The organism is Candidatus Poriferisocius sp., from assembly GCF_965219775.1.
Lineage (GTDB): Bacteria > Actinomycetota > Acidimicrobiia > Acidimicrobiales > Bin134 > Poriferisocius.
The window spans coordinates 3,088,734-3,114,054 of sequence record NZ_OZ244793.1 but is presented as its reverse complement, the minus strand read 5'-3'; the positions used below and the strand labels follow the sequence as shown (position 1 = coordinate 3,114,054).

Genomic DNA, 25,321 nt, shown 5'->3' with positions numbered 1-25,321 from the left:
CGTAGGGCAAGAATCGCTCGCCGACTTCATGGCCAACCCCACCCGCTCAGGTGTTGGTGGATAGGGCGTCTCGCCATGGTTGGGCGTCGCGGCCCATGGGGGTGGTGGGGGCGCGGTCGGTGAAGGGCCAGAGTTCCTCGGCGATGCTGCGCCAGTTGGCGGTGGCACCGAGCTGGGCGAACAGCGAGATCAGTCCGAGGTTGATGCGCTGGAGCACCACGAGCGAGGGGGGCACGTTCAGCGTCTTCTTCAGCTCGCGGTGCTCCCCCGAGGAATCGAAGATGGCCCGTACCCCGTCGGCCGCGTACTCCGGGGTGAAGGTGCGGGGCTCGTCGGTGAGCACGAACTCGTAGAAGTGGGTGAAGTAGCGCTCGATCGCTTGGTCGTCGAACGGGGCGTCGGCGGGCAGCAAACCGGCGGCGACCACCTCGGCCCGGAACCGGGGGATGTCCCGATCCACGACCATGGCCGTCAACATCCGCTGAAACTGGTCGGTCTCATCGGTGGTGAACCGCTTGACCAGGCCGAAATCCAGGAAGGTCACCCCGCCGTCGGGGTGGAACAGGTAGTTGCCCGGATGCGGATCGCCGTTGAACGCGCTCAGCCGGTAGATCGAGCCGAAGGAGAATCGGTAGAGGGTCTCCGCCACCCGGTTGCGCTGGTCCTGGGACCATCCCAGCACCTCGTCGAACGCCGCTCCCGTGGCCAATCGGGTGGTCAGCACCCGGGCAGAACTCAAGTCGTCGTACACCTCCGGGACGCAGATGTAGGGATGGCCTCGGTAGTGGTCGGCGAACAGCCGTTGGTTGGCCGCCTCGTGCTCGTAGTCCAGTTCCTCGGTCAGCCGTTGGCGAAGCTCCTCCACCACCGGGGCAGGATCCAGGCCGGGAAACAGCACCGACAGGGCTCGAAACACCATTCGGGCCGATCCCAGGTCGGCGGCGATGGCTTCGGCCACTCCGGGGTACTGCACCTTGACCGCGCAGGCCCGGCCGTCGGCGGTGACGGCCCGGTGCACCTGGCCGATGGAGGCGGCGGCAATGGGCGCCGGGTCCCATTGCTCGAACAGCTCTTCGGGGGCCGCCCCCAGCTCCTCCAGTACTACCGCTTCGGCCAGCTCCCGACTCATGGGCGGGGCGTTGGTCTGGAGCTGGGCCAACGACGCCCGGGTGGACTCGGGCAGGCCCACGTCCAGGTAGCCGGCCATCTGGCCGACCTTCATCAGCGCCCCCTTCATGTTGCCCAGCACGTCGAGCACGTCAGCGGCGGTGCGCAACTCCCGTTCGGAGTCGAGGGCTTCGGACCGCTTGGCGCCGGCGAACGCCTTGCGGGCCTCGGTCATGGCCCACCGACCGCTGCTGCGGGCACCCAACCCGGCCACCTTGGCCGTTCGTCCCAGCCGCCCTCGCCGGGGCACCGCGGCCCGGCTGCGCCCGTCGGTCACACCGTCAACGTACCGGCCCGCTCAGCCCTTCCTCCCCCCGTAGGGCAATCACCGGCAGCATCTGGCGGGGCCGAATCGGCCATTCCGCGCGGCACCGGCGGGGGGTGGCGGGTATCATTCGTGGAACTGTTCCACAATGCGGCACGGCTCGCTGGCCGGCTGCGTGGCCGGTCGCCACTGCACCGCAAGACCAGGTGGACGGTAGCGTTCGAGAACGAGTCAGTTGGTCCACCACGGAGACATGGCCATGCGAATCCTGTTTGCCGACAGCCTGGCCGAGAGTGTCATCGATCGACTGCGGGCCGGCGGCGACGAATGTGTGGTGGAACCCAGTCTGACCGAGTCGATGCTCCCGGCACATGTTGCCGGATTCGACGTGCTGGTGGTGCGCAGCACCCGGGTGACCGCGGCGACCCTGGAGGCGGCCGACCGACTCGGCCTGGTGTTGAGAGCCGGAGCGGGCACCAACACCATCGACACCCAGCGAGCCGCCGAACTGGGCATCTTCGTGTGCAACGTGCCCGGCCGCAACGCCGTTGCGGTGGCCGAGCTGACCATCGGTCTGATGTTCGCCATTGATCGCCACATTGCCGGCGCCACTGCCGATCTGAAGTCGGGCCAATGGAACAAGCAGGTCTACAGCCAGGCCCGGGGGCTGTTCGGCGCCACCCTGGGCATCATCGGCATGGGGGCCATCGGCCTCGAGGTGGCCCAGCGGGCCGCCGCCTGCGGCTTGCGGGTGATCACGGTGGCCCGCCCCGACCGCCCCCGCGACATCAGCCGCCGCCTGGCCGACATCGGGGTACAAGAGGCGCCCGACCGAACGGCCCTGCTGGCGGCCAGCGACATCGTGTCGTTGCACGTTCCCGGGGGGCCCGACACCGTGGGGATGGTGAATGCCGAATTCTTGGCGGCGATGAAGCCCGACGCCGTGCTCATCAACACCTGTCGGGGCGAAGTGGTGGACGAAGCCGCCCTGTTGGCTGCCCTGGACTCCACCGACCTGCGGGCCGGCCTCGACGTGTTCGCCGACGAGCCCGCGGGAGGGGCCGGACCGATCAGCTCGGCGCTGGCCCGTCACCCCAAGGTGACTGCCACCCATCACATCGGCGCATCCACCCGACAAGCCCAGCTCGCGGTGGCCGAAGGCACCGCCGAGGTGATCGAGGCCTATCACCACGGCATCGTCAAGGACTGCGTGAACCTGGCGCGAGTGCCCCATCGAACGGCCACGCTGAGTGTGCGCCACCACGACCGGGTGGGGGTCCTGGCCGGTGTGCTGCAAGAACTCAGCCGCCGCCATCTCAACGTGGCCAACATGCAGAACCGGATCTTCTCGGGGTCGGGGGCCGCGGTGGCCATCATCGAGGTGGCCGGCACCATCGACCAAGAACTGCCGGAAGTCCTCGGCAGCATCGAGCACGTGATCTGCGCCTCGGTGCTCGACACCAACCCGGCGGCGGCCGAATGACCGTCGGCGTGCCCTCCCCCGACGACGGCTCACGACCAGAGCCCCTGGTGGCACCCTTCGCGGGCTGGATGGTGCGTCCCGACTGGGCCGAACGGGTGATCAGCCGGGCCTACGACAACCTGACCCCCCAACAGCGGCGGGAGCTAGTGGCGGCCAATCCCTACAGCTACATGAACGTGACCCGATCTCAAGAGGATCTGTTCGACGACGCCGACGTGTCCCACGACGAATTGGTGTCCGAGGGGGCAGCCGCCCTCCAACGGCTGCTGCAGGTGCAGGCCTTCACCCCGACCGGCCGACCGGCCCTGTACCTGTACCGCCTCACCCACGCCCGGGGAACCCAAACCGGGGTGGTGGGGACCGTGCCGGTTCGGGGGTTCGACGACGGCCGGATTCGCATCCACGAACGGGTCCACGCCGAACGGGTGAACCTGCTGTCGGCCCACCTCCAGGGGGTGGGAGCCACCTCGAGTCCGGTGGCCATGGCCGTGCGGTCGTCAGGGGAACTCCACCGCTTGCTCGGGGAGGTCACCGCGGCGGTACCCCCCGACCTGGAATTCGGCTCCCCGGAGGTGCGCCATCAGGTGTGGACGGTGCCCGACCGTCACACCACCCCGTTGGCCGCGACCCTGGGCAACGAGGTGCTGTACGTCACCGACGGTCACCATCGCTCGGCCGCCGCGGTGCAGGCCCTGGCGTCCGAGCCCGACAACCCCGGTCTGGCTCGAACCATGGCGGTAATCTTTCCCGAAGACCAGCTCCACGTTCAGGCCTTTCACCGATTGGCCGCCGATCGGTTCGACCGCCCGCCCGAGGAGTGCCTGGGCGCGCTCACCGAGGCGCTGGAGGTGAGCCCCAGCGTTTCCCCCGACGACCCGGGACCCCTCGGCAAGGGAACCGCCGGCCTCTACGTGGGGGGTTCCTGGCACCGGTTGGCGTTGCCCCCGGCGACCGGCAACGGTGCGGTGAGCCGCTTGGACGTGGAGCGGCTGCGCCGATCCGTCCTCGCCCCGATGCTCGGGGCCGATGAGCTGACCCGACCCGACGCCGTGCACTACCTGCCGGCCTCGGCCGGACTCGGTGAGATGGCCCGGCGGTGCGACGATGAGCACCGGGTCGGTTTCGCGCTGCACCCGTTGTCGGTGGGCGAGTTGATGGCCGTGGCCGACGAAGGCGGGCTCATGCCGCCCAAGTCGAGTTTTTTCGCCCCCAAACCCCGGTCCGGCGTTTTCCTCCGGGTACTGGGCCGGGGGGCCACCGCCGATCTGCCGCCCTCCTGAGAACGGGCCGGTGGCCGAGCCGGTACTGTGGGACTGTGTTGATCTCAGCCGATTCCCACGTGGTGGAGCCGGGCGATCTCTGGGTGGGGCGACTGCCGGCCCGCCTGCGGGATCGGGCCCCACAGGCGGTGCAGGACCCCACCAACCACTACTGGTACTTCGAGGCCCCCGGCATGGGGCGGGGGGTCAATCTGACCCTGTCCCGCAACGCCGGCCTGTCCCAGCACGAGGTTGACGCCCGCCTCGCCGAGGACCCCGATGCCTGGATCGGGGCCACCGGCGGCCACGACCCGGTGACCCGCTTGGCCGACATGTGGGCCGACGACACCGTGGCCGACGTGGTGTATCCGACGGCCGGCTTGTCGCTGTTGCAGTACGACGACCGGGAACTCCAACTGGCCTGCATCCGGGTGTACAACGACTGGCTGGCCGAGTTCTGTGCCACCGACCCCCAGCGGCTCATCGGGATCTCCATGGTCCCCACCTGGGACATCCAGGTGGGCGTCGACGAACTCAATCGCTGCGCCGACATGGGGCTGCGGGGCGCCATCATCTGGAGTTCGCCGCCCGCCACCCGGGAGTACAGCTTCTTCTCCGACCGTTACGAAACCCTGTGGGCCACCGCCGCCGAGCGCTCCCTGCCCATCTCCATCCACATCCTCGCCGGTCACCGGTCCAAGGGCATCAGCCGCTACGGCGTCAGTGTGGAGGACACCTACTACTTCGGGATCACCTCCCGTGACGAGCTGGCCCACACCGTGGCCGAGATGATCGCCGCCGGGGTGTTCGAGCGTCACCCCGACCTGCGGATCGTGGCCGCCGAGGGGGGAATCGACTACGCCGCCCGGCTGGAGCAACGGCTCGACGCCACCTACGGCGGGGCGTGGGGACGAATCGACGACCGGCTGAGCATGAAGCCGTCGGAGTACTTCCGGCGCAACGTCTACCTCACCTACATCGAAGACGCCATCGGCCTGAACAACCTTCGGTTCACCGGCAGCGACCACTTCATGTGGTCCAGCGACTATCCCCACGGGGCGGCCACCTGGCCCCGCTCCCGGGAGTTCACCGCCGAGCAGTTCGACGAGGCTCAGGTGAGCGAGGTCGACCGAGCCAAGCTGACCCTCACCAACGTGGCCGAGCTGTACGGCATCGACGTGGATGCCGTGAGCCGGCCGTCACCGCTCATTGCCGAGCAGTTGGCGGCGGCGGTTGGCTGACCGGTACCCGATGGGAGTTGGTCGGCGGGGCCGGTGGTTGTTTGTTGATGAGGTGGGTGGCGGCCGACTCGAAGTAGCCCAGCATGGCCGACCGGATCTCGTCGGACAGTTCGGCGGCGGCCAGCGCCGCCCGCATGTGAGCCATCCAGGCATCCCGCTCGGCCACCCCGATCACAAAGGGAGCATGGCGCATCCGCAATCGGGGATGCCCCCGCTCGGCGCTGTAGTGCGGTGGGCCGCCCCAGTACTGGGCCAAGAACGACGCCAACCGGTCCCGGGCCGGGCCCAGGTCGTCGGGATACAGGGGGCGCAGCACCGGATCGGTGGCCACCCCTTCGTAGAACCGGTCCACCAACCGGTCGAAGAACGGTTGTCCCCCCACCTGCTCGAACACCGACACCTCGTCCACCGACCGACTCACAGATGCTCATCGTAGAGCTTCGAAGTGCTCAGGCGTACGGGCGATGACGCGCATCGCCCTCCGGGAACTCGAGCACTTCGTGGCCGTGGCCGAACACGGCTCGATGACCAAGGCCGCGGCCACCGTCGGCATCTCCCAACCCGGACTGTCCACCTCCATTCGCAACCTGGAACGAGGCCTGGGGGTCAGCCTGCTCATTCGCCATCGAGGCCAAGGGGTGAGCCTGACCCCGGAGGGAGAAATCCTGGTGGCCGAGGCCCGGGCGGCCCTGTTGCGGGTCGCCGAGTTGGAAAGCGCCATGTCGGCGGCGGTGTCGAGCAACGCAGGGCGGGTGGTGGTGGGCTCGCTGGTCACCGTGGCCCCCATCGCCGTGCCCTCGTTGGTGCGGAATTGCCACCGGCTTCACCCCGGCATCACCGTCGACATTCGGACCGGCACCCAGGACGAACTCCTCCGCTGGCTCCGTGCCGGGAACATCCACGCCGCCTTGACCTACGACATCGAGCTCGGCCGCAACGTTCGCTTCGAGCGGATCATCGACGTCGAGCCCCACGCGGTGATCAGCGCGTCGCACCGGCTGGCCCACCTGAGCGAGATCGGTCTGGAGGAATTGGCCGAAGAGCCCTACATCCTGCTCGACCTGCCCTTGAGCCGGGAGTACTTCATGTCGCTCTTTCTGGCCACCGGCATCGACTACCACCCCGCCGCCCGCCACGGCGACATCTCCTTGGTCCGTACCCTGGTGGGGAACGGGTTCGGCTACTCGCTGGTCAACCTGTTGCCGGCCAGCGACACCACCCAGGACGGCACGCGGGTGGCCTATGTGCGTCTGCACAGCGAGGTCAAGCCCCTGGGTCTCGGTTTGGCCCTGCGCGACGACCACGTGCTGCCCCGGGTGGTCGACACCTTCATCGAGATGGCCCGACACGAACTGGTGCTTCCCCGTCAACGCTGATCACCCCGGCCCTTGCTTCATGGGGATTCTGCATGGATCACATTCATCAGCAATTACTATCGGTTCAATAACAAATATCTCTTTGATTTATCTGCGGACCCCGCTTACCGTGCCATCATTCCGATAGATCGCCAGCCCCGGTGGGCTCGCCGTCCGGCGCCGGAACGTTCCCGCGATGCCCCGGCCAACCCCCATCGGGGCGCGGTTTCGCTGCGGGAGATCACCAAGCGTTTCGGCAGCACGGTCGCGGTCGACGACATAGATCTGGAGATCCAGCCGGGGGAGTTCATGTCGCTGCTCGGACCCTCGGGCTGCGGCAAGACCACCACCTTGCGCCTGATCTCCGGATTCGAGTACCCCACCCGGGGCCGGGTGTTCATCAGCAACCAGGACGCCACCGACACGCCGGCGCACCGGCGCACCGTCAACTCCGTGTTTCAGAGCTACGCCCTGTTCGGACACATGACGGTGGCCGAGAACGTGGCCTTCGGACTTCGGGTGAAACGGGCGGCGAAGGCGGACATCGCCGGGCGGGTGGCCGACGCCTTGGAGCTGGTGCAGATGACGGCCCTGGCATCGCGCCATCCGGCCCAGCTCTCCGGTGGGCAACAGCAGCGGACGGCCCTGGCGAGGGCGTTCATCAACCAACCCGATGTGCTCTTGTTGGACGAACCGCTCAGCGCGCTCGACCTGAAGTTGCGCCAAGCCATGCGTTCCGAGCTGTCCCGCCTCCATCGTGATCTGGCCATCACGTTCGTGCTGGTCACCCACGATCAGACCGAGGCCATTGCCCTCAGCGATCGCATCGCCGTGATGGACGCCGGCCGCATCCACCAGGTGGGCACGCCCACGGAAATCTACGAACAGCCGGCTTCCCGGTTCGTGGCCGACTTCATCGGCGAAGCCAACCTGCTGGAGGTCACCGTCACGGGGGGTGAGGGCCACCGGACCGAGGTGGCCCTGGCCTCAGGAGACCGCCTGATGTGCCCATCGGTGGACGGCCAACGGCCGGCGGCGGGAACCAGCGCGGCCATCGCCATTCGCCCTCAGCGGGTGGTGGTGGCGCCCGTCGGCGAGGTGGACGGAACCGAGCACGCCCTGGTGCGGGGCGAACTGCGGGAACTGAAGTTCCTGGGCGACAGCACCCAGGGCACGGTCCGTTTGGCCGACGGGTCGGAGCTGATCGCCGTTCGTCCCAACGATGCCGGGCACCACCCCTTCGGTTCGCTCCGCCCCGGTGATCAGGTGGATGCCGGATGGAGGCACGGGGCCGCCTGCCTGATCGACCGATGACCGCCATCGACCCATCGGGGCCCGAAGTGCGGGGCCGTCGCCGCCGGGTGGGGCCGCTGCTGGTGCCCGGACTGGCGTGGATTTCGCTGGCCTATGTGGTTCCGGCCGTGCTCATCATCGTCTACTCGTTCCTCACACCGCAGTTGGGGGGCGGCGTGATCTGGAACGCCACCCTGGACGCCTGGTCGGAGATCATCGGCCGGGGTCGACGCTCGGACGCAAGCTGGGGAACGATCGGGGGAGCCCTGTGGCGAGGGGCGGCCGGGGGTGCCATCTGTGCCGCGGTGTTCGGCGTGGTCAGTTCCCACTTGGGGTTGCGGATGGCCCGCAGTCTGATCGCCGCCGCCACCCTGGGGGGGTTGGTGGCGGTCAACCACCTGGCCGGTGCCTACAACAACTACTCCGCGGTGTTCGCCCGTTCGGTGGTCTGGTCGCTGGGGGCAACCGTCATCTGCATCGCCCTGGCCCTGCCGTTGACGGTGTTCATCGCCTCCCGGCGCAGCACCGTGACCAAGAACGCCCTGCTGGTGGCGGTGATGATCCCGTTCTGGACGTCGATGCTGGTGCGCACCTACGCCATCCGCTTCCTGTTGTCGAACACCGGGCCGGTGAACAATCTGATCGAGAGCCTGGGCGGGGATCGGGTGGTGTTCTTGAACACCCGCTTCGCGGTGATGCTCGGCCTGGTCTACACCGCGTTGCCGTTCATGATCCTGCCCCTGTACGCGGCCACCGAGCGGGCTGACCGGTCCCAGATCGAAGCCGCTCGAGACTTGGGGGCCCGCCCGACCCAGGTCTTCGCCCACGTCTACGCCCCGCTGATCCGACCGGGCCTCACCGTGGGTGCAGTGATGGTGTTCGTGCTGTCGGTGTCGCAGTACCTGGTTCCCACCCTGTTGGGCGGCGGCAAGACCAACATGATCGCCAACCTGTTGGAGTTCCAGTTCGGCGAGGCCTTCAACTGGCCCCTGGGTGCCGCCCTGGCCGCGCTCTTCAGCATCATCACCATCGCCGCCCTGTACGTGACCGTCGGACGGCGTGATCAGGTGGACCTGCTGTGAGGGGCTCGTCGTTGCGTTCCGCCGCCCCCGGTGCCCGGTTGTCGAAGCCGACCATCGCGGCGATGTCGGCGCTGGTCTACCTCTTCTTCTACGTGCCGGTGATCGTGCTGGTGCTCTTTTCGTTCAACCAAGCCCGCACCGGCGGGCGCTGGACGGGCTTCACCACCCAGTGGTATTCCGCCCTGGCCGACAACGACCAGCTCAAGTCGGCCACCTGGAACTCCATCTACATCGCGGTGATCGCCACCGCCGTCGCCGTCGTGCTGGGCACCATGCTGTCGCTGGCCCTGGACCGACGGAGGTTTCGGGGCCGGGCCGCCGCGCAACAGGTGGTGTACCTGCCGGTGATCGCCCCCGAAATCGTCACCGGGGTGGCGCTTCTGGCCTTCTTCTCGCTCAGCCTCGGACGGCTCAACGACTGGTTGGGACGGGACGCCGCCGATGCCATTCGCTTGGGGCGGCCGACGGTGATCATCGCCCACGTGGCCTTTTGCACCGCCTTCGTGGCCCTGGTGGTGCGGGCCAGCCTGCGCAACCTCGACCCGGCCCTGGAAGAGGCCGCCCAGGATCTGGGGGCCCGGCCCTGGACCACCTTCTGGCGGGTCACCTTGCCGTCGATCCTGCCCGGTGTTCTCGGCGGGGCGCTGCTGGCGTTCACTTTGTCGCTGGACAACTTCGTCATCACCTTCTTCGTCACCGGACCGGGGGCCACCACTTTGCCCATCGAGGTCTTCGGGCAGCTCCGCCGCACCATCAGCCCCGAGGTCAACGCGGTGTCAACCCTCATCTTCGGCGCGTCCACCTTGCTGTTGGGCGGCGCTTTGACCATCCAGGGCACCCTCGCCCGTCGCCGAAAGCGGCGCTTCGGGCCCCGCACGGCCACCGACTCGGACGCCACCGCGCCCCCCGTACCCACGACCGTCCCATCCATCCAATCCTGAACAGAGGAGAACCACCATGAAGACCCCATCAACCCGAACGGCCCGCCCGTCGTTTTGGCTGTGGCTGATGACGCTGCTGCTGGCGCTCGGCCTCGTGGCCGTTGCCTGCGGCAACGACGACGACTCGCCGGATCAGAGTGCCCCCGCACCGGCGGCCGACGAGGACGAACCGGCACCGGCGCCTGAACCGGCCGCCGACGAGGACGAACCCGCGCCCGCCCCCGCGGAGCCCGAACCGTCGGGACGCTGTGGCGACCCCGACCGACTGGGCGGCTCGATCAACTTCTTGAACTGGGCCGACTACATCGACGAGGCGATCCTGGAGATGTTCGAACAGGAGTGCGGCGTGAGCATCACCATGGACACCCATGTGGCCAATGAGGAGGCCATCGCCAAGGTGGACGCCGGAAACTCGGGGTACAGCCTGGTGATCGTCACCGACTACGCGGTGGAGATCATGTCGTCGCAAGACCTGCTGCAACCGCTGGACCTCAGCGAGATCCCCAACACGGCCAACATCGACCCCGCGCAGATGGACGCCTACTACGACCCGGGCAACGTGTATTCGCTGCCCTACCAGTATTCGACCACCGGTTTCGCCTTTGACGTGACCGCCTTCGACACCCCACCCACCAGCTACAACGTGATCTTCGACGAGAACCCGCTGTGCGGTCAGTCGTCGCTGCTGGAGGACCAACGCGAGGTGATCGGGGCGGCCCTGGTCTATCTGGGCTACGACTGGAACGAGACCGACCAGGCCGCGCACGACCAGGCCCTGGATCTCCTGCTGGACGCCCGTGACTGCGTCACCGGTTTCGACTCGGCCAACTACATCGGCAACCTGGCCAGCGGTGAGGTCCTGGCCGCCCAGTCGTGGGGGTTCGCCGCGGGCATCGCCTACCTGGACAACCCCAATATCCGCTACATCATCCCCGACGAGGGCGGCACCATCTGGCAGGACAATTTCGTGATCCCGGCCGACGCCCCCGACCCCTACACCGCCCACGTGCTCATCAACTACATGCTCGAGGCGGACATCGGTGCGCTGATCACCGAGTTCACCATCGGCTACACCCCCAACGTGCTGGTGCCCCCGCTGCTCTCCGACGGCTACTTCGACGTGATCGAGGGTGCCGGCCTGGAGCTCACCGACGACATCCGCGATCGGCTGGTGTGGCAGGTGCGCAGCGAGGAGCACGGCATATTCGCCGAGACCTGGTCGGACGTGATCGCCGCCGGCTGACGCCGCGGATCCGACCGGCCGAAGGCAAGCGCAGGGAATGGCTCCCTTGACGGTCCCCCAGGGTTCCCGGCCGGGCGACGAGGTTGTCGACCTCCTCGCCCGGCTGGTGACCTTCGAGACCGAGAGCCGCACCCCCAACGCAGCCCTGGTGGAGTTCTGCGCCGACTACGCCACCCGAGCCGGGGCCACGGCCCGGGTGGTGCCGGGGGCCCCCGGACGTTCCAATCTGCACCTGCGATTCGGCCCGGACACCCCCGGTGGGGTGCTTCTGGCCGGCCACACCGATGTGGTTCCGGCCGGTTCGGGATGGTCCTCCGACCCGTACCGGCTCACCGAGGCCGAAGGGAAGCTGTACGGCCGGGGTACCGCCGACATGAAGGGTTTCATCGCGGTGGCCCTGGCCTTGGGGGCCGGCGGTGACCACCGTCGGTTGCAGGCCCCGCTGCACGTGGCCCTGAGCTACGACGAGGAAATCGGCTGTGTCGGCGTGGCCGGCCTGCTCGACGATCTAAGCGGCCAACCAGCGTGCCGGCCCGAGGCCGTGGTGGTGGGTGAGCCGACGATGATGCGACTGTGTGTGGCCCACACCGGCAAGGTGGCCTACCGGGTGCTGGTCACCGCTTCGGCGGCCCATTCCAGCGAAGCCCGACACCGGCCCAGCGCCATTTCCGCCGCCACCCGCCTGTGTACCGAAATCCACGCGCTGAACACCCCGGATGACCCCAGCCGGGGGTTTGCCTCGGCCAATGTCGGCACCATCGAGGGAGGCACCGCGCTGAACGTTCTGTCCTCGCGGTGCGAACTGACCTTCGAGACCCGCTTCGACGCATCGGTGGACTCCGCCGAGTTGCTGGCCCCCGTACGGGCCACCATGGATCAGCTCGACCGTGACCTGGCCGCGGTGGGCGGTTCGATGGCGGGCGAGCAGATCGTGGGCTATCCCGCGCTGGCCACCCCTCCGTCGTCGCCTGCGGTGGAACTCCTGTCGGCCGTCGTCGACGGCAGCCCGCCGGGGGCCATCGACTTCGGGTGTGAGGGCGGGCTGTACGCCCAGCACCTCGGCGTGCCCACCGTGATCCTCGGGCCGGGGAGCATCGGCCACGCCCACCGTCCCGACGAGTTCGTGACGCGCGATCAGCTCCAACGGTGCCAACGGGTGTTGGCCGACACGGTTCGCACTTTCTGTTGTTCGGAGGAGCCTGCCACCACCCCATCCCCTGCCCGCAGCCCCAACCCCAACGTCCACGCGACGGATTGACCATCGGACAGATTGATCGGACAGATTGAGGAGTATCCCCCCATGACCACCGCCACCTTGGCGACACCCCCATCGCCGGCAACCTCGGAAACGGTGGCTCGCATCGACGAGCTGGGGCCGCAGTTTCGGGCCCGCATGCGAAGCCTCGACGCCCAGCCGGCCTTTCCGTTCGAGAACTTCGCCGAAGCGGCCGACGCCGGTCTCCATCGGCTCTGTGCCCCGGTGGAGTTCGGCGGGTCGGGCTATTGGCTCCCGGGGAACTACAGCGGCTGGTACGAGATCCTCGAGAGGCTGGCCTATTGGGACACCAACACCGCCCAGTTGCTCCAGGTCCACAACCACGCCACCGGCATCATCGCCTGGCACGGTACCGAAGAACAGCGCAACCACTTCCTGCCCAAGATCGTGGACGGCGCGTTCTGCGCCTCGCTCGGCTCGGAGGCCCACCTGTACGAGAACGGGGCCGAGCGGCTGACCTCGGAGCTGACCAGGGTGGCCGGGGGTTATCGACTGACCGCCCGCAAGGGATTCGCCTCGGTAGCGGCCATCGCCACCTATCTGGTGGTGTGGGCCGCAGTGGAGGGTGAGGACCCGTACGCCAAGCGGATGGTGTTCGCCGTGGTCGAGAAGGACTCCCCCGGCGTCGAGCTGCTCGACGACTGGCAGATGCTGGGTATGCGCTCCACCATCTCCTGCGGTGTGAAGTTCACCGATGTGTTCATTCCCGACACCCACATCGTCGGGGCGCCGGGCGGCTGGGTGGACCACGATCCCCGGACCTTCTCGTGCGCCTACGCCGCCAATCACATCGGTGCGGCCCAAGCGGCCTTCGACTTCATCGCCGACTACATCTCCGAGCGGGATGACCTGAGCGGATCGGAGGTGGTCCGGGTGCGCCTCGGGCGGATGGACGCCAAATTGTTCGCCGCCCGAGCCTGCCTGCAGGCCACCGCGGCCCGCCTCGACCGGGGCGACGATCCCGACAGCGTGGAGGCCGACGCCGTGCGCACCATGCACCTGGCCAAGGACGCGGTATTGTCCATCCCCTACGAGGGGTTCGACCTGCTGGGCGCCCGAGCCTGTCACGAGCGCTACCCCCTGGGGCAGATGATGCGCGACGCCCGCACGTTCACGCTGCATTTCCGAGACGACCTGTACGTGGAGCGGCTGGCCCACCTGGCCCTCGGTCACGGATTCTCGGCCAAGGGGGGACGGGGCGGTTCCACCCCCTTCGAGGGCACCACCGCCGAGTTGGGACAAGCCCACGCCGGGGCCTGAGATGCGGCGGATTCGGCGGTTCAACACCCGCGACACCTATCCCGATCAAGCCCTCGACAACGACCTGTGTCAGGCCGTGGTGGCCAACGACACGGTGTATCTCCGTGGCCAGGTCGGGACCGACTTCGACGGCAACCTCGTCGGGCCCGGCGACCCGGCCGCCCAAGCCGATCAGGCCATGGTCAACGTGGCCCAGTTGCTCTCCGAGGCGGGCACCGACCTGGACCACATCGTGAAGATCACCGTGTACATCACCGATCCCCGCTACCGGGAACCGGTGTACCGGGTGATCGGCCGGTGGCTGAAGGGGGTGTACCCGGTGTCCACCGGTCTGGTGGTCTCGGGCCTGGCCCGGGCCGAGTGGCTCATGGAGATCGACGTGATTGCGGTGTTGCCCACCGGGGATGCCGGCGAGGCCCCTGGTGCCGGGGGGAAGCCATGAGCGACCTGAACGTGGTGGGCGCCACCCACCTGGCCACGGTACGCGACCGGGGGGGACCCCGCCGGGGGGCCGAGCAGAACCAGCTCGACCTGGTGGCCGACGGGGCGGTGGCCATTCGCCACGGTCGGATCGCGGCGGTGGGCCGCACCCACGAGGTGATGGCCGAGTGGGGCGATCCGGCGGTTCCGGTGCTGGACGCCGCGGGCAAGACGGTGCTGCCCGGCTTGGTGGAGTGCCACTCTCATGCCCTGTTCGGCGGGGAGCGTCACCACGAGTACGCCGAACGATTGGCCGGGGCCAGTCTGGCGGAAGTGGCGGCTCGGGGAGGCGGCATCTGGGCCAGCGTGGAGGCCAGCCGGTCGACCGGCGACTCCGAGCTTCGGCGTCGACTCGCCCGCTCCTACGCCCACATTCTGTGGGGGGGCGTCACCACCTTGGAGGTCAAGTCGGGGTACGGGCTGACCGTGGCCGAGGAGCTGCGACAACTCACCCTGCTGGAGGCGTCACGCCAGGACACCCCGATGCAGTTGGTGATCACCTTCCTGGGCGCCCACGTGGTGCCCCGCGACCTCACGACCCCCGGACCCGACGTGGAACCCTCGCAGGTTTACACCGAACTCATCGCCGACGACATGCTCCCGGCGGTGGCCCGTCAGGGCATCGCCCAGTTTCACGATGTCACCGTGGAGGACGGCTACTTCACCCCCGCCCAGGCCCGGCGTCTCATGGACGACGGCCGAGCGGCAGGGTTCACCCCCCGAGTACACGCCGATGCCTGGAAGCCGTCGCAGGGCTGGGCCACCGCGGCGGGAGCCGGGGCCATCAGCGCCGACCACCTGACCTACACACCCGACCACGAGATTCACGATGTGGGCACCACCGAGACGGTGGCGGGCCTGCTGCCCATGGCCGAGCTCATCTACATGACCGAGCGCCGGGCCAACGCCCGGGCCTTCATCGACCGGGACGTTCCGGTGGCCATCTCCACCGACTACTGCTCCTCCATTCACGCCACCTCCCTGTTGGTGACCATGACCATGGCCGCCCCCTGGTTCCGGATGACCCCGGCCGAGGCGGTCGTGGGCACCACCCTGAACGCGGCCTACAGTCTCGGTCTGGGGGCCGAATGCGGTTCGTTGGACGTGGGCAAGCGGGGTGACCTGATCGTGGTCGATTGCCCCCATCCCCACGAGCTGTTCCTGGCTCCCGGCACCCCGCTGCTTGAAGCGGTGGTCATCGAGGGGGCCGTCGTCCATGCGCCTCTAGTGGCGGCCACCGCCGGGGAGCCGACCAACCATGGGTGATTCCCCCTACGACGTGTTGTTGGCGCCGATGGCCATCGGCCCGGTGACGGCCCGCAACCGGTTCTTCCAGGTGCCCCACTGCAACGGCATGGGCTATCGGGACATACGGGCTCACGCCGAGATGCGAGCGGTGAAGGCGCAGGGCGGATGGGCGGTGATCTGCACCGAGCAGGCCGAGATCCACTACACCTCCGAAATCACCCCGTTCATCGAGGTGCGCCTGTGGGACGACGCCGACATCCCGGCGTTGGCCCTCATCACCGAGGCCGTCCACGCCCACGGCGCCCTGGCGGGCATCGAGCTGGCCTACAACGGCATGAACGGTCCCAACCTGATGTCCAGGGTGGCGCCGATGGGCCCCGCCCACCTGCCGGTGGCGGGCTTTCTGGAAGACCCGGTGCAGGCCCGGGCCATGACCCGACGCGACATCGCCAACCTGCGGCGCTGGCACCGCCAAGCGGTGCGCCGGTCGCTGCGGGCCGGCTTCGACTTGGTGTACGTGTACGGCGGCCACGCCCTGGGCACCGTGCATCATTTCTTGTCCCGTCGCTACAACCAGCGCACCGACGAGTACGGCGGCAGCATCCGGAATCGGATGCGGCTGTTGCGCGAGCTGCTGGAGGACTCGGTGGAGGAGGCTGACGGGGCCGCCGCGGTGGGCTGTCGGGTCACGGTGGAGGAGTTGCTGGGCGATTCGGGCATCGACCGGGGAGAAATCGAGGCCGTGCTCGGAGAGCTGGGGGAGATTCCCGATCTGTGGGATTTCGTGATGGGAAGCTGGGAAGACGACAGCATCACCTCCCGGTTCGGCCCCGAGGGTGGACAAGAGCAGTACGTCGCGGGTCTGAAGGCGTTGACCTCCAAACCGGTGGTGGGGGTGGGCCGCTTCACCTCCCCCGACACCATGGCCCGCATGGTGCGCCAGGGCGTGCTCGACTTCATCGGCGCCGCTCGCCCCTCCATCGCCGATCCCTACCTGCCGGCCAAGATCGCCGAGGGCCGGGCCGACGAGATCCGGGAGTGCATCGGCTGCAACATCTGCGTGTCGGGCGACTTCACCATGTCCCCCATTCGCTGCACGCAGAACCCGTCCATGGGCGAGGAATGGCGACGGGGGTGGCACCCCGAGCGCTACCGGCCCCGCCACGCCAACGAGCCCGTGCTAGTGGTGGGGGCTGGTCCGACCGGTTTGGAGGCGGCCATGTCGCTGGGCAAGCGGGGCTACCCGGTGGTGCTGGTGGAGCAGTCCCGCCGCCTCGGGGGTCGGGTGGCAGACGAAGCCCGCCTCCCCGGCCTGGCCTCGTGGATTCGGGTGCTCGACTACCGACAGGACCAGATCGACCGTCTCGACGAGGTGGAGTACTACCTGGAGAGCGAGATGACCCCCCAGGAGGTGCTGGAGTCGGCCCCCGAGTTCGGGTTCAACCACGTGGCGGTGGCCACCGGCTCGCGGTGGCGGTCCGACGGTGTGGGGCGGTGGCACACCCGTCCCGTCCCCTTGGAGGGGTTGCCGGTGCTCACCCCCGACGATCTGATGGCCGGCCGACGCCCCGACATCCCAGCCGGGTCCACCGTGGTGGTGTTCGATGACGACCACTACTACCTGGGTGGGGTGCTGGCCGAACTCCTGCAAGCCGAAGGCTTCCAGGTGGTATTGGTGACCCCCTCGGCCAGGGTGTCGTCGTGGACGGTCAACACCATGGAGCAGCATCGGATTGCCGCCCGGCTCCTCGACATCGGGGTGGAGCTGCGGTGTTCGACCACCGTGGTGGGCGCCACCAATGGTGAGGTGCGTACCGCTTGTGCCTACACCGGGCAACCGGGGACCTTGGCGGCTGCGGCCTTGGTGGTGGTAACCGCCCGACTGCCCGTGGATTCGCTGGCCCAGGAATTGGCCAACCGACGTCACCAGTGGGCCGATGCGGGGCTGAAGAGCGTGACCGCCATCGGCGACGCCTGGGCCCCGGGCACCATCGCCGCGGCCGTGTGGGCCGGACGCTGCTACGCCGAGGAGATCGAACACCCCACCGGCGACGCCGACGCCACCCCCTTCCGACGAGAACTCACTGCTATGAGCTGAATAGGGTGCTTCTGTGAGTTGCCCGTTTCCTGCACCCACCCTGTAGGGCGACCATGGCATCGGCGATGTTTCTGCGTCACGCGAAGTCCGATTGGGACGTTCCGGTCACCGGCGATTTCGAGCGGCCTCTGAACGACCGTGGCCTTCGGGCGGCAGCCGCCGTCGGGAAGTTCCTGACCGAAATCAACCATGTGCCCGACTTCATCTTGTGCTCTCCGGCCATCCGGGCCCGACAGACCGTGGAGGTGGCCATCCACGCCGGAAAGTGGCCCTGCCCGTTGGAGATGGTCGACGAACTCTACGACGGAACCGTCCACGACATGGTGGGTCTGGCCACCAGGCGGCAGGTGCCGGTTGTCATGGTCGTGGGCCACGAGCCGACGCTGTCGACCGCCGTTGGGCAGTTGACCGGTGCCGAAGTGCGCATGCCCACCGCGGCCCTGGCCCGGGTGAAGTTGCAGGTCGACAAGACCGGGGAGCTGGAGTGGCTCATACCTCCCCGGCTCCTCACCGACCGGTAACCGGCCGACCCCGACCGCTCAGTCCACCTCGGCGTCCACCGTATCCGGCAGTTCCGCCACCGCGGGCCGGGCCTCGACGGCGGCGACCCCTCGGGCGGCAATCTCGACCTGCTCCACATCGCCGATCTTCTTGGCTCCGCCGACCGGTCCCAGGTTCTCGAACTTCCGGGCCCGGGGCAACACCCGGCTCTCCAGGGAACCGACGCTCTTGTTGTAGGCCTGCACCGCCCGGTGCAGTCCCTTCCCGACGTCGTCGACATGGTCGACGTAAACACGCAGGCTGTCGTACAGCGCAGCCGCTCCCCGGGCGATCTCCTGGGCGTTGGCCTGCAGATCCTGCTGTTGCCAGGCGAGGGCCACCGTCCGCAGGAAGGCCAACAGCAAACCGGGTGTGGCAATGAGAACCCGGTGCTTTTGCCAGGCCTCCTCCCATAGTCCAGGAGCCACGTCCACCGCGGCATCCAGGATGGGATCAGCGGGCACGAACATGACTGTGAAGTCGGGGGAACCCTCCACCGCCGCGGTATAGCCCCGGTCGCCCAGGATCTTGGCGTGGCCGATCAGCGAGTTGGCGTGGCTTTGGAGCAGTTCACTCTGGCGTTGCTCGTCCCGCTCTCGGTGCGCCTCCAGGTAGGACTCCAGCGGGGTCTTGGCGTCGATCACCACCTGCACACCACCGGGGACCCGAACCACCGCATCGGGGCGCCCGGTGCCGTTGTCGGAGGCCACGCTGTGCTGCTCCACAAAGTCGATGTGCTCCCGCATTCCCGATACTTCGAGGATGTTGCGCAGGGTCTGCTCCCCCCACAGTCCCCGAACCTGCGGTGACCGCAGCGCCTCCCGCAGACCGCCGGCCGCCTCTCGGAGCTGCCCGATCTGGGTGGTCAACCCCGCGTAGGCCCCCTCCCGCTTCTCCTCGATCTCGTTGACCCGCTTGGCGAACTTGTCCAGGTTCTCCTTGACCGGCTTCACCAACTCGTCGATGGCCTGCTGGCGGCGGGCCAAGTCGGTGTCGCTCAGCTTGCGCTGGTTCTCGAACTGCGCCTTGGCCTGGTCCAAGAACGCCTTGCTGTTGGCCTCGGCCACCTGGGCGGCGATCCCCTTGAACTGGGTCTCGACCTGCTCCCGGGCCTTGGCCAACTCCTCGGTACGGGCCTCGTGCTCGGCGGTGACCGCGGCCAGCTTGGCCCGAGCCTCCTCCCGCTGGCTCCGCACCTCGGCCAACTCGGCCCGGGCACCGTCCCGCTCCCGCCGGACCTCCTCCAATTGCCGGTCGCGCTCTTGCACCTGCACCTGCAACCGGGCTTTCTCCTCGGCCACGAGGTGCCGATCGTCGCCCGACGGGGCCCGGCCACCCCCGTTCCTCCACCAAACCACGCCGGCCGCCACGGCCACGACCGCCACCACGGCCACCACGACAAGCAGAATCACCAAGATCACTGTTTCCATGGACCGCCATCATAAGAACGGGTGGTGACACTTTCCGCCAACCCCACCCCGTGGGCCGCCTATCCTGCCCACAGCCCTGCCCAGCACCCACCCCGATGAGGCCCGACCATGACCGAACCCACCCCCATGAACGAACTCGCCTTCTACACCCTCGCCGGTGCGCCCGAGTCCACCCGAGAGCTGGTCGACGAGGTGCAACACGCCGAAGCCATGGGCCTGGGCACGGTGTTCATCAGCGAGCGGCTCAACATCAAGGAGATCGCCACCCAGTCCGGTGCGGTGGGCGCGTTGACGCAGCGCATGGGCATCGCCACCGCGGCCACCAATCACCACACCCGGCACCCGGCGGTGACCGCCGCCTTCGCCATGACCATGCACTCCCTGACCGGGGGTCGGTTCTGCCTGGGACTCGGCCGGGGCATTGCCCGGTTGTCGCAGGCGTTCGGCCTGAAGCCGATCACCACCGCCCAGATGGAGGACTTCGTGGGGATCATGCGCCGCCTCTGGAACGGCGAGACCATCGTCGGCCATGACGGCCCCGCCGGGTCGTACCCCGTGCTCACCTTGATGGGCGCCGAGCCCGAGCACATCCCCATGGCCCTCACCGCCTTCGGCCCCAACTCGTTGGCCCTGGCCGGTCGCTGCTTCGACGCGGTGGTGCTCCACACTTTCTTCACCGACGAGACCACGGCCAACGCGGTGCGCACGGTGAAGCAGGCGGCCGAGCAGGCCGGTCGAGACCCCGCCGAGGTACGGGTGTGGTCGTGCTTTGCCACCATCGGCGATCACCTGCCCGAAGACGTGCGCCTCAAGAAGACGGTGGGTCGCATGGCCTCCTACCTCCAGGGTTACGGCGACCTGTTGGTGCGCACCAACGGCTGGGATCACGAGGTGCTGGAGCGGTTCAGCGCCGACCCGGTGGTCAATGGTGTCAACGGGGCCATCGACCAAGCCGCCACCACCCAACAGCTCGAGCACATCGCCCAACTGATTCCCGACCACTGGCTGGCCCCGGCGGCCACCGGCAGCCCCGCCCAGTGCGTGGCCAAGATCCGGGGCCAGTTCGACCTGGGCTGCGACGGGGTGATCCTCCACGGGGCATCACCCGCCCAACTGCAGCCCATCGTGGACGAGTACGCCCGCACCCGCCCCTCGGGCCGCTTCGACCACCTCCCCGCCAACCCCGCCGCCTCGTCCTGACCCAGCGCCCTGGCGGCGGTACTGCTGGGCACAGCTAGCCCAAAGGGGACCCGAGACCCCAACAGGGGGCGTGGTGCTATAGCGTCGTCGGGCGATGGAAGAAGTCACCACCACCGTCGCCGGGCTCACCGTGGCGTCGCTGACCGGGGGGTCGGGCGAACCGCTGGTGATGCTGCACCACTCGTTCGGCAACCCGGGTTGGATGCCCGTTCACGAGTCGCTGGCCCAAAACCACCGGGTGCATGCCTTGGACGTGCCCGGCTACGGGAAGTCGCAACGACCCGACTGGGCCCGCCACCCCCGGGATTTGGCCATCCTGGTGGGGCAGTGGCTGCGAGCCTCCGACCTCGGCCCCGCTCACCTGGTGGGCTGCGGGTTCGGGGGCTGGCTGGCCGCTGAGCTGGCCACCATGGCCCCGGAGCGCTTGGCCACCTTGACCCTGGTGGGCGCCGCCGGGCTGGTGCCCGCCCAGGGCCGCATCTACGACCAGTTCCTGGTGTCGCACTCCGACTACGTGCGGGCCGCCTTCGCCGACGCCGAGGCCTACCGGGCCGTCTTCGGCGCCCCCGACGACGGCGAAGCCGACGCCCTGGTGACGCCCGAAGGCACCGCGCTCACCCACGACACCCTGGTGAGCTGGGACATCCACCGGGAGATGACCACCCGGGTGGGGTGGAAGCCTTACATGCACAACCGCCGACTGCGCCCGTTGCTGGCCGGGGTACCCACCCCGACACTGGTGGTGTGGGGGGAAGCCGACCGGGTGGTACCCATGGAGTGCGGCCGGGCCTACGCCGAGGCCCTGCCCGACGCCCGGCTGGAGATCGTGGCCGACTGCGGCCACGCCGTGGACCTGGAGGCCCCCGAGGCCCTGACCGAGCTGATCGCTGGCCATACCCAATCGAGAAAGGCGGGCTGATGTTCCTGTCGTACTTCACCGAACAACCCATGAGCGCCTACCCGGCCGACGAGGGCCTCAAGGAGGGCTTCACCTCGGTGATGTTCTCCAACAAGCACTTCGATCCCGCCGAGGGCAGCCGGCTCTACAACGAGCGCATCGAGGAGTACAAGCTGGCCGAGCAGGTTGGCTTCGACGGCATCATGGTGAACGAGCACCACAACGCCCCGTTCTGCATGCAGCCCCGCATCACGGTGATGTCGAGCATCCTGGCCGCCATCACCGAGCGGGTGAAGATCGTGCAGCTCGGGAACCCGCTGCCCACCTACGACAGTCCCCTCATGTTCGCCGAGGAGATCGCCATGATCGACATGATCTCCCGAGGCCGGCTGGTGTCGGGGATCGTGCGGGGCGCCGGCCAGGAGTCGGTGTGCCTCAACGCCAACCCGGCCTACAACCGGGAGCGGTTCAACGAAGCTCACGACCTGTTGGTCAAGACCATGACCGACGACGGCCCGTTCTCCTGGGAGGGCGAGCACTTCCAGTACCGGGTGGTGAACCCGTGGGCCCGGGTGCTGCAGAAGCCCCACCCCCGCATCTGGGTGCCCGGCGTGTTCAGCGCCGAGACCATCCGGTGGGCGGCCCAGCACCGCTACCCCTACATCTCGCTCAACACCCCGCTGCACCTCACCGGCGAGCTGTGGCGGATCTACGACCAGGCGGCCCGGGCGGTGGGGTACGAGGCGGGGCCGGAGAACCGGGGCTACCTCCTGCGGGTCCACGTGCAAGACGACGGTGACAAGGCCCGCCGAAACGCACGGGAGTTCATGTGGATGCAGGGCGAGTTCACCGGCATCGGCCACCCCTACTGGGTCAGCCCCTCGGGGTACGGGTCGGCGGCCCGACGGCTGGATTACGCCAAGATGGCCAACGCCCCGGTCACCGGATCACGGGCGGCTCCGTTCGAGGATCAGCTCGCCAAGCGGGAGATCGTGGCCGGCACCCCCGACGAGGTGATCGCCGAGCTGCGGGTGGTGCTGGAGACGTGCCGCCCGTCCATCCTCATGCTGTGGGGCAACGACGGCGGCATCGACCACGCCGACTCCCTGCGGTGCATCGAGCTGATGGGCACCCGGGTGCTGCCCGCCCTGCGCGACATCGGCGCCGAGCTGGGCTTGGCCGACCCCTTCGAGTTGGACAGCCCGATCAGCCTGGCCCTCACCCCGCCCGACGACCTGCTGCCCACCGACGAGGCCGAAGACGAGGCCACCCGCCCCGAGGACGCCCCCGACAGCGGCGTGTTGGCGGCGTTCCGATGAGCGCGGAGCAGCCCCGGGTTTCCTACATCCACGCCGAGGACATGGAGTTCGCCGAGGTCAAGTCGCAGCGCCACGCCGACGGACGCCGGGTGTCGGTATGGCTGAGGATGCTGGAACTCACGGAGGAGCGGGCGGTGTATCACACGCGCTACGACCCCGGCTTGATCCTGGAGCGCCACGGCCACAACAGCGACCACTTCGTGTTCGTGATCAACGGCGAGGTCACCTTCGACCAGGAAGTGTGCCGGGCGGGCAGCCTGATCAAGCTCCCCCACCCGGCCACCTTCGGCCCCATCCGGGCGGGCGACGAGGGCGCGGAACTCATCGAGATCTACTTCGGCGACTCCCGCCCGGCCCCCGCCGACAAGGCCGAGTACACCACCATCCTGGCCGACGCCGGCATCACCGACCTCCCCCACCCCCCCGTCGACCTCCCCGACTGGTTCGGCCCCCGCACCGACTAACCCCGCCCGCCCACGATCGGTACCAGCGAATTCCACTCCGGTGCCACGCGACGACGCCGGCGGGGGTGTCGCCCTCATCAACATTCGACGGCCACCTCAAGAGCGCGGCAAATCTGTTGCAAATGCGGCGGGGATCGGGGTTCCTGGTGGTTGGGGCGGCCGGGGGTGGGGGGTCGCCCCCAAGGGTCTGCGAACGCATGAGCCACCAGTCACCAGATCGTGAACAGCCAGACAGTAGTACGCTATTCTCACTAACGTCTATTGGGGTCGCAATGAGCCTGGTTCTTCAGCATTGAATAGCATTTGATGAGAATAGAAGGGGGGTTGGGACATCGTGGGTAGGTACGTCACGGAGTATTGGCCGCCGGGTTCGGGGTCGGAAGAGGCTGACCGGGAGCCTTACGAGGCCTACGTGCCCCATCCGCTGGCTGGCTGGAGGCCGACGATGAGCCGCCAGGCGGACTACCGCATCGAGGCAGCCGAAAGAGACATTGAGGACGCCGTCAGTCGTGCGGACGCGGCAGCAGGTTTCCGCTGGGCAACCGACAGTCTCATGTTGCAGAGCGAGAGCCTCAGCTCCAGCGCCATCGAGGGTGTGTACTCCAGTTTGGCCGGCATGTCCGCGCCTCCCAACGAGCAGGACCTCGCCGATGAGATGGCATTGGCCAATTGGGAGATGCTCGACGCGGCCATGGAGTTGGCCATGGGGTACGAGCCCCTCACCATCGACGACCTGCTAGAGCTTCACCAAGCGTTGATGATCCGCGGCGACAATCCGGCGATCGCCGGAAGGCTGCGACAGGGCCCCGGCTGGGTGGGCGAGGCCCGCCGCTTTGGACACGGCCCGATAGGGGCGAGGTTCATCCCCCCTCCCCACTACGCGATCCCGGAGCTTCTGGACGATCTGGTGGATGCCGTCAACCGGCCCGCGGATGTGTCTCCATTGCTTCACACCGCCCTTGTCCACGCCCAGTTTGAGACCATCCACCCCTTTCACGACGGGAACGGGCGGGTCGGGCGGGCTTTGGTGCAGATCTGCCTGGGAAGGAGCGGTCTCACCCGAGGAGTCCCCTTGCCCATCAGCCATGCCCTCCTGGCCGCCCGACAGACCTACTACGACGAATTGCTCAAGTACCAGCGATACGAGGGACCCCCCAACGACAACCACCGGTCACGCTGTGTGGAGCCGTTGGCAATGCTCTTCGCCGATTGTGCGCATGACGCAGCCCAGCAGGCGCGAGACGCAGCTACCCGCATCGATCGGATGTTGGAATCGTGGCAGGCCAAGCTGCTCGATTCTCGATCTACTTCATCCATCTGGTTGATCGCCGAGGAACTGGTGCGGACCCCCGTCTTCACCGTCGAGACAATGCGAGAGCAGACGGCCTTGCCCGACAAGACGGTCTACCGGTGTGTGAATCAACTGGCGTCGCTCGGGATCATCATTCCCAACGACAGCCGACGAAACACCGTCTACACCGCAAGCGAGGTGCTCTCGATTGCCGAGGAGGTGTTGAGGGTCAGGTCGCGCCACGCCGACCGGACCCGGCCGTCCAGCACCCCAGGCGGCAGGCCCGCCAGAGACCGCAAGCGCGGTTCTCGCTCCACCGCGTCTCCTCGCGACAGTGGCAACTCCGGTGGCTCGTCATCGGTCAACAGGTTCTTGGGGCAATGCCCTTACGTCGGCCCCCGGTCACGCATGCAGTGCATCAGGCCGCAGGGGCACAACGGCCAACACCGCTATGAGAAGAGAGCCTGAAGCCGTCACCTGAGCCTGAG

The 25,321-nt window shown here is 68.1% G+C and carries 22 protein-coding genes; 19 read left to right on the top strand and 3 right to left on the bottom strand.

The window, feature by feature from the left end; genetic code table 11:
- Positions 1-46 precede the first annotated feature (46 nt).
- Positions 47-1,444, bottom strand: coding sequence for an ABC1 kinase family protein (locus ACOQPQ_RS14095; RefSeq protein ID WP_420640045.1), 1,398 nt, complete (start codon positions 1,442-1,444; stop codon positions 47-49).
- A gap of 241 nt (positions 1,445-1,685) precedes the next feature.
- Here ACOQPQ_RS14095 and ACOQPQ_RS14090 point away from each other — a divergent pair, with 241 nt between their 5' ends.
- Genes ACOQPQ_RS14090 through ACOQPQ_RS14080 form a run of 3 tightly spaced genes read left to right on the top strand, consistent with a single transcriptional unit; the run spans position 1,686 to position 5,415 of the window.
- Complete coding sequence (locus ACOQPQ_RS14090; RefSeq protein WP_420640044.1) at positions 1,686-2,915, top strand: NAD(P)-dependent oxidoreductase; 1,230 nt, start codon at positions 1,686-1,688, stop codon at positions 2,913-2,915.
- Positions 2,912-4,195 carry a DUF1015 family protein gene (locus ACOQPQ_RS14085; RefSeq protein WP_420640043.1) on the top strand — a complete coding sequence of 428 codons (1,284 nt, stop codon included), beginning with the start codon at positions 2,912-2,914 and terminating at the stop codon, positions 4,193-4,195. The genes ACOQPQ_RS14090 and ACOQPQ_RS14085 overlap by 4 nt, the downstream gene beginning before the upstream one ends.
- Before the next feature lie 35 nt (positions 4,196-4,230).
- The gene (locus tag ACOQPQ_RS14080; RefSeq protein ID WP_420640042.1) at positions 4,231-5,415 is read left to right on the top strand and encodes an amidohydrolase family protein; all 1,185 of its coding nucleotides are present in this window, start codon (positions 4,231-4,233) and stop codon (positions 5,413-5,415) included.
- On the opposite strand, the gene ACOQPQ_RS14075 is transcribed toward ACOQPQ_RS14080, so the two are convergent.
- The gene (locus tag ACOQPQ_RS14075; RefSeq protein ID WP_420640041.1) at positions 5,381-5,836 is read right to left on the bottom strand and encodes a globin; all 456 of its coding nucleotides are present in this window, start codon (positions 5,834-5,836) and stop codon (positions 5,381-5,383) included. The two genes, ACOQPQ_RS14080 and ACOQPQ_RS14075, sit on opposite strands and share 35 nt — an antisense overlap.
- A 43-nt stretch (positions 5,837-5,879) precedes the next feature.
- On the opposite strand from ACOQPQ_RS14075, the gene ACOQPQ_RS14070 reads away from it, so the two are divergent.
- From ACOQPQ_RS14070 to ACOQPQ_RS14020, 11 genes are all read left to right on the top strand, one after another.
- Positions 5,880-6,791 (top strand): LysR substrate-binding domain-containing protein, encoded by a 912-nt coding sequence (locus ACOQPQ_RS14070; protein WP_420640040.1) that lies wholly within the window; start codon positions 5,880-5,882, stop codon positions 6,789-6,791.
- A 114-nt stretch (positions 6,792-6,905) separates the two neighbouring features.
- Positions 6,906-8,084 (top strand): ABC transporter ATP-binding protein, encoded by a 1,179-nt coding sequence (locus ACOQPQ_RS14065; RefSeq protein WP_420640424.1) that lies wholly within the window; start codon positions 6,906-6,908, stop codon positions 8,082-8,084.
- Positions 8,081-9,145: an ABC transporter permease gene (locus tag ACOQPQ_RS14060; RefSeq protein ID WP_420640039.1), complete on the top strand. Its 1,065-nt coding sequence runs from the start codon at positions 8,081-8,083 to the stop codon at positions 9,143-9,145. The genes ACOQPQ_RS14065 and ACOQPQ_RS14060 overlap by 4 nt, the downstream gene beginning before the upstream one ends.
- A gap of 62 nt (positions 9,146-9,207) precedes the next feature.
- Positions 9,208-10,086: an ABC transporter permease gene (locus ACOQPQ_RS14055; protein ID WP_420640038.1), complete on the top strand. Its 879-nt coding sequence runs from the start codon at positions 9,208-9,210 to the stop codon at positions 10,084-10,086.
- A gap of 16 nt (positions 10,087-10,102) precedes the next feature.
- Positions 10,103-11,329, top strand: a complete 1,227-nt coding sequence (locus ACOQPQ_RS14050) for an ABC transporter substrate-binding protein (protein ID WP_420640037.1) — start codon at positions 10,103-10,105, stop codon at positions 11,327-11,329.
- Between the two features lie 37 nt (positions 11,330-11,366).
- Complete coding sequence (gene argE / locus ACOQPQ_RS14045; protein WP_420640036.1) at positions 11,367-12,587, top strand: acetylornithine deacetylase; 1,221 nt, start codon at positions 11,367-11,369, stop codon at positions 12,585-12,587.
- 42 nt (positions 12,588-12,629) lie between these two features.
- Positions 12,630-13,865 carry an acyl-CoA dehydrogenase family protein gene (locus ACOQPQ_RS14040; RefSeq protein WP_420640035.1) on the top strand — a complete coding sequence of 412 codons (1,236 nt, stop codon included), beginning with the start codon at positions 12,630-12,632 and terminating at the stop codon, positions 13,863-13,865.
- Position 13,866: 1 nt separating this feature from the next.
- Positions 13,867-14,307 carry a RidA family protein gene (locus ACOQPQ_RS14035; RefSeq protein WP_420640034.1) on the top strand — a complete coding sequence of 147 codons (441 nt, stop codon included), beginning with the start codon at positions 13,867-13,869 and terminating at the stop codon, positions 14,305-14,307.
- Entirely contained in the window at positions 14,304-15,611 is a 1,308-nt protein-coding gene (hutI, locus tag ACOQPQ_RS14030; protein WP_420640033.1) for an imidazolonepropionase, read from the top strand. The genes ACOQPQ_RS14035 and hutI overlap by 4 nt, the downstream gene beginning before the upstream one ends.
- Positions 15,604-17,691: an FAD-dependent oxidoreductase gene (locus ACOQPQ_RS14025; protein WP_420640032.1), complete on the top strand. Its 2,088-nt coding sequence runs from the start codon at positions 15,604-15,606 to the stop codon at positions 17,689-17,691. Before hutI ends, ACOQPQ_RS14025 begins: the two co-directional genes overlap by 8 nt.
- A gap of 53 nt (positions 17,692-17,744) precedes the next feature.
- Positions 17,745-18,212, top strand: a complete 468-nt coding sequence (locus tag ACOQPQ_RS14020) for a SixA phosphatase family protein (protein ID WP_420640031.1) — start codon at positions 17,745-17,747, stop codon at positions 18,210-18,212.
- Between the two features lie 18 nt (positions 18,213-18,230).
- Here the strand turns inward: ACOQPQ_RS14020 and rmuC are convergent, their stop codons facing one another.
- Positions 18,231-19,661 (bottom strand): DNA recombination protein RmuC, encoded by a 1,431-nt coding sequence (rmuC, locus tag ACOQPQ_RS14015; protein ID WP_420640030.1) that lies wholly within the window; start codon positions 19,659-19,661, stop codon positions 18,231-18,233.
- Between the two features lie 108 nt (positions 19,662-19,769).
- Here rmuC and ACOQPQ_RS14010 point away from each other — a divergent pair, with 108 nt between their 5' ends.
- From ACOQPQ_RS14010 to ACOQPQ_RS13990, 5 genes are all read left to right on the top strand, one after another.
- Positions 19,770-20,861 carry a TIGR03857 family LLM class F420-dependent oxidoreductase gene (locus ACOQPQ_RS14010; protein ID WP_420640029.1) on the top strand — a complete coding sequence of 364 codons (1,092 nt, stop codon included), beginning with the start codon at positions 19,770-19,772 and terminating at the stop codon, positions 20,859-20,861.
- A gap of 94 nt (positions 20,862-20,955) precedes the next feature.
- Entirely contained in the window at positions 20,956-21,780 is an 825-nt protein-coding gene (locus ACOQPQ_RS14005; protein ID WP_420640028.1) for an alpha/beta fold hydrolase, read from the top strand.
- On the top strand, positions 21,780-23,078 hold the full coding sequence (locus ACOQPQ_RS14000; RefSeq protein ID WP_420640027.1) for an LLM class flavin-dependent oxidoreductase: 1,299 nt from the start codon (positions 21,780-21,782) through the stop codon (positions 23,076-23,078). The genes ACOQPQ_RS14005 and ACOQPQ_RS14000 overlap by 1 nt, the downstream gene beginning before the upstream one ends.
- Positions 23,075-23,542 carry a cupin domain-containing protein gene (locus ACOQPQ_RS13995; protein WP_420640026.1) on the top strand — a complete coding sequence of 156 codons (468 nt, stop codon included), beginning with the start codon at positions 23,075-23,077 and terminating at the stop codon, positions 23,540-23,542. The genes ACOQPQ_RS14000 and ACOQPQ_RS13995 overlap by 4 nt, the downstream gene beginning before the upstream one ends.
- A gap of 445 nt (positions 23,543-23,987) precedes the next feature.
- Entirely contained in the window at positions 23,988-25,301 is a 1,314-nt protein-coding gene (locus tag ACOQPQ_RS13990; RefSeq protein ID WP_420640025.1) for a Fic family protein, read from the top strand.
- Positions 25,302-25,321: the final 20 nt, after the last annotated feature.

Excerpts from the sequence above, each read along its gene's own strand:
- ACOQPQ_RS14070 (WP_420640040.1), top strand. The coding sequence starts at position 5,880 with ATGACGCGCATCGCCCTCCGGGAACTCGAGCACTTCGTGGCCGTGGCC.
- ACOQPQ_RS14025 (WP_420640032.1), top strand. The coding sequence starts at position 15,604 with ATGGGTGATTCCCCCTACGACGTGTTGTTGGCGCCGATGGCCATCGGC.
- ACOQPQ_RS14090 (WP_420640044.1), top strand. The coding sequence starts at position 1,686 with ATGGCCATGCGAATCCTGTTTGCCGACAGCCTGGCCGAGAGTGTCATC.
- ACOQPQ_RS14000 (WP_420640027.1), top strand. The coding sequence starts at position 21,780 with ATGTTCCTGTCGTACTTCACCGAACAACCCATGAGCGCCTACCCGGCC.
- ACOQPQ_RS14035 (WP_420640034.1), top strand. The coding sequence starts at position 13,867 with ATGCGGCGGATTCGGCGGTTCAACACCCGCGACACCTATCCCGATCAA.
- ACOQPQ_RS14020 (WP_420640031.1), top strand. The coding sequence starts at position 17,745 with ATGGCATCGGCGATGTTTCTGCGTCACGCGAAGTCCGATTGGGACGTT.
- hutI (WP_420640033.1), top strand. The coding sequence starts at position 14,304 with ATGAGCGACCTGAACGTGGTGGGCGCCACCCACCTGGCCACGGTACGC.
- ACOQPQ_RS14040 (WP_420640035.1), top strand. The coding sequence starts at position 12,630 with ATGACCACCGCCACCTTGGCGACACCCCCATCGCCGGCAACCTCGGAA.
- ACOQPQ_RS13995 (WP_420640026.1), top strand. The coding sequence starts at position 23,075 with ATGAGCGCGGAGCAGCCCCGGGTTTCCTACATCCACGCCGAGGACATG.
- ACOQPQ_RS14060 (WP_420640039.1), top strand. The coding sequence starts at position 8,081 with ATGACCGCCATCGACCCATCGGGGCCCGAAGTGCGGGGCCGTCGCCGC.
- ACOQPQ_RS14085 (WP_420640043.1), top strand. The coding sequence starts at position 2,912 with ATGACCGTCGGCGTGCCCTCCCCCGACGACGGCTCACGACCAGAGCCC.
- ACOQPQ_RS13990 (WP_420640025.1), top strand. The coding sequence starts at position 23,988 with ATGAGCCGCCAGGCGGACTACCGCATCGAGGCAGCCGAAAGAGACATT.
- ACOQPQ_RS14050 (WP_420640037.1), top strand. The coding sequence starts at position 10,103 with ATGAAGACCCCATCAACCCGAACGGCCCGCCCGTCGTTTTGGCTGTGG.
- ACOQPQ_RS14010 (WP_420640029.1), top strand. The coding sequence starts at position 19,770 with ATGACCGAACCCACCCCCATGAACGAACTCGCCTTCTACACCCTCGCC.
- rmuC (WP_420640030.1), bottom strand. The coding sequence starts at position 19,661 with ATGGAAACAGTGATCTTGGTGATTCTGCTTGTCGTGGTGGCCGTGGTG.
- ACOQPQ_RS14055 (WP_420640038.1), top strand. The coding sequence starts at position 9,208 with ATGTCGGCGCTGGTCTACCTCTTCTTCTACGTGCCGGTGATCGTGCTG.
- ACOQPQ_RS14005 (WP_420640028.1), top strand. The coding sequence starts at position 20,956 with ATGGAAGAAGTCACCACCACCGTCGCCGGGCTCACCGTGGCGTCGCTG.
- argE (WP_420640036.1), top strand. The coding sequence starts at position 11,367 with ATGGCTCCCTTGACGGTCCCCCAGGGTTCCCGGCCGGGCGACGAGGTT.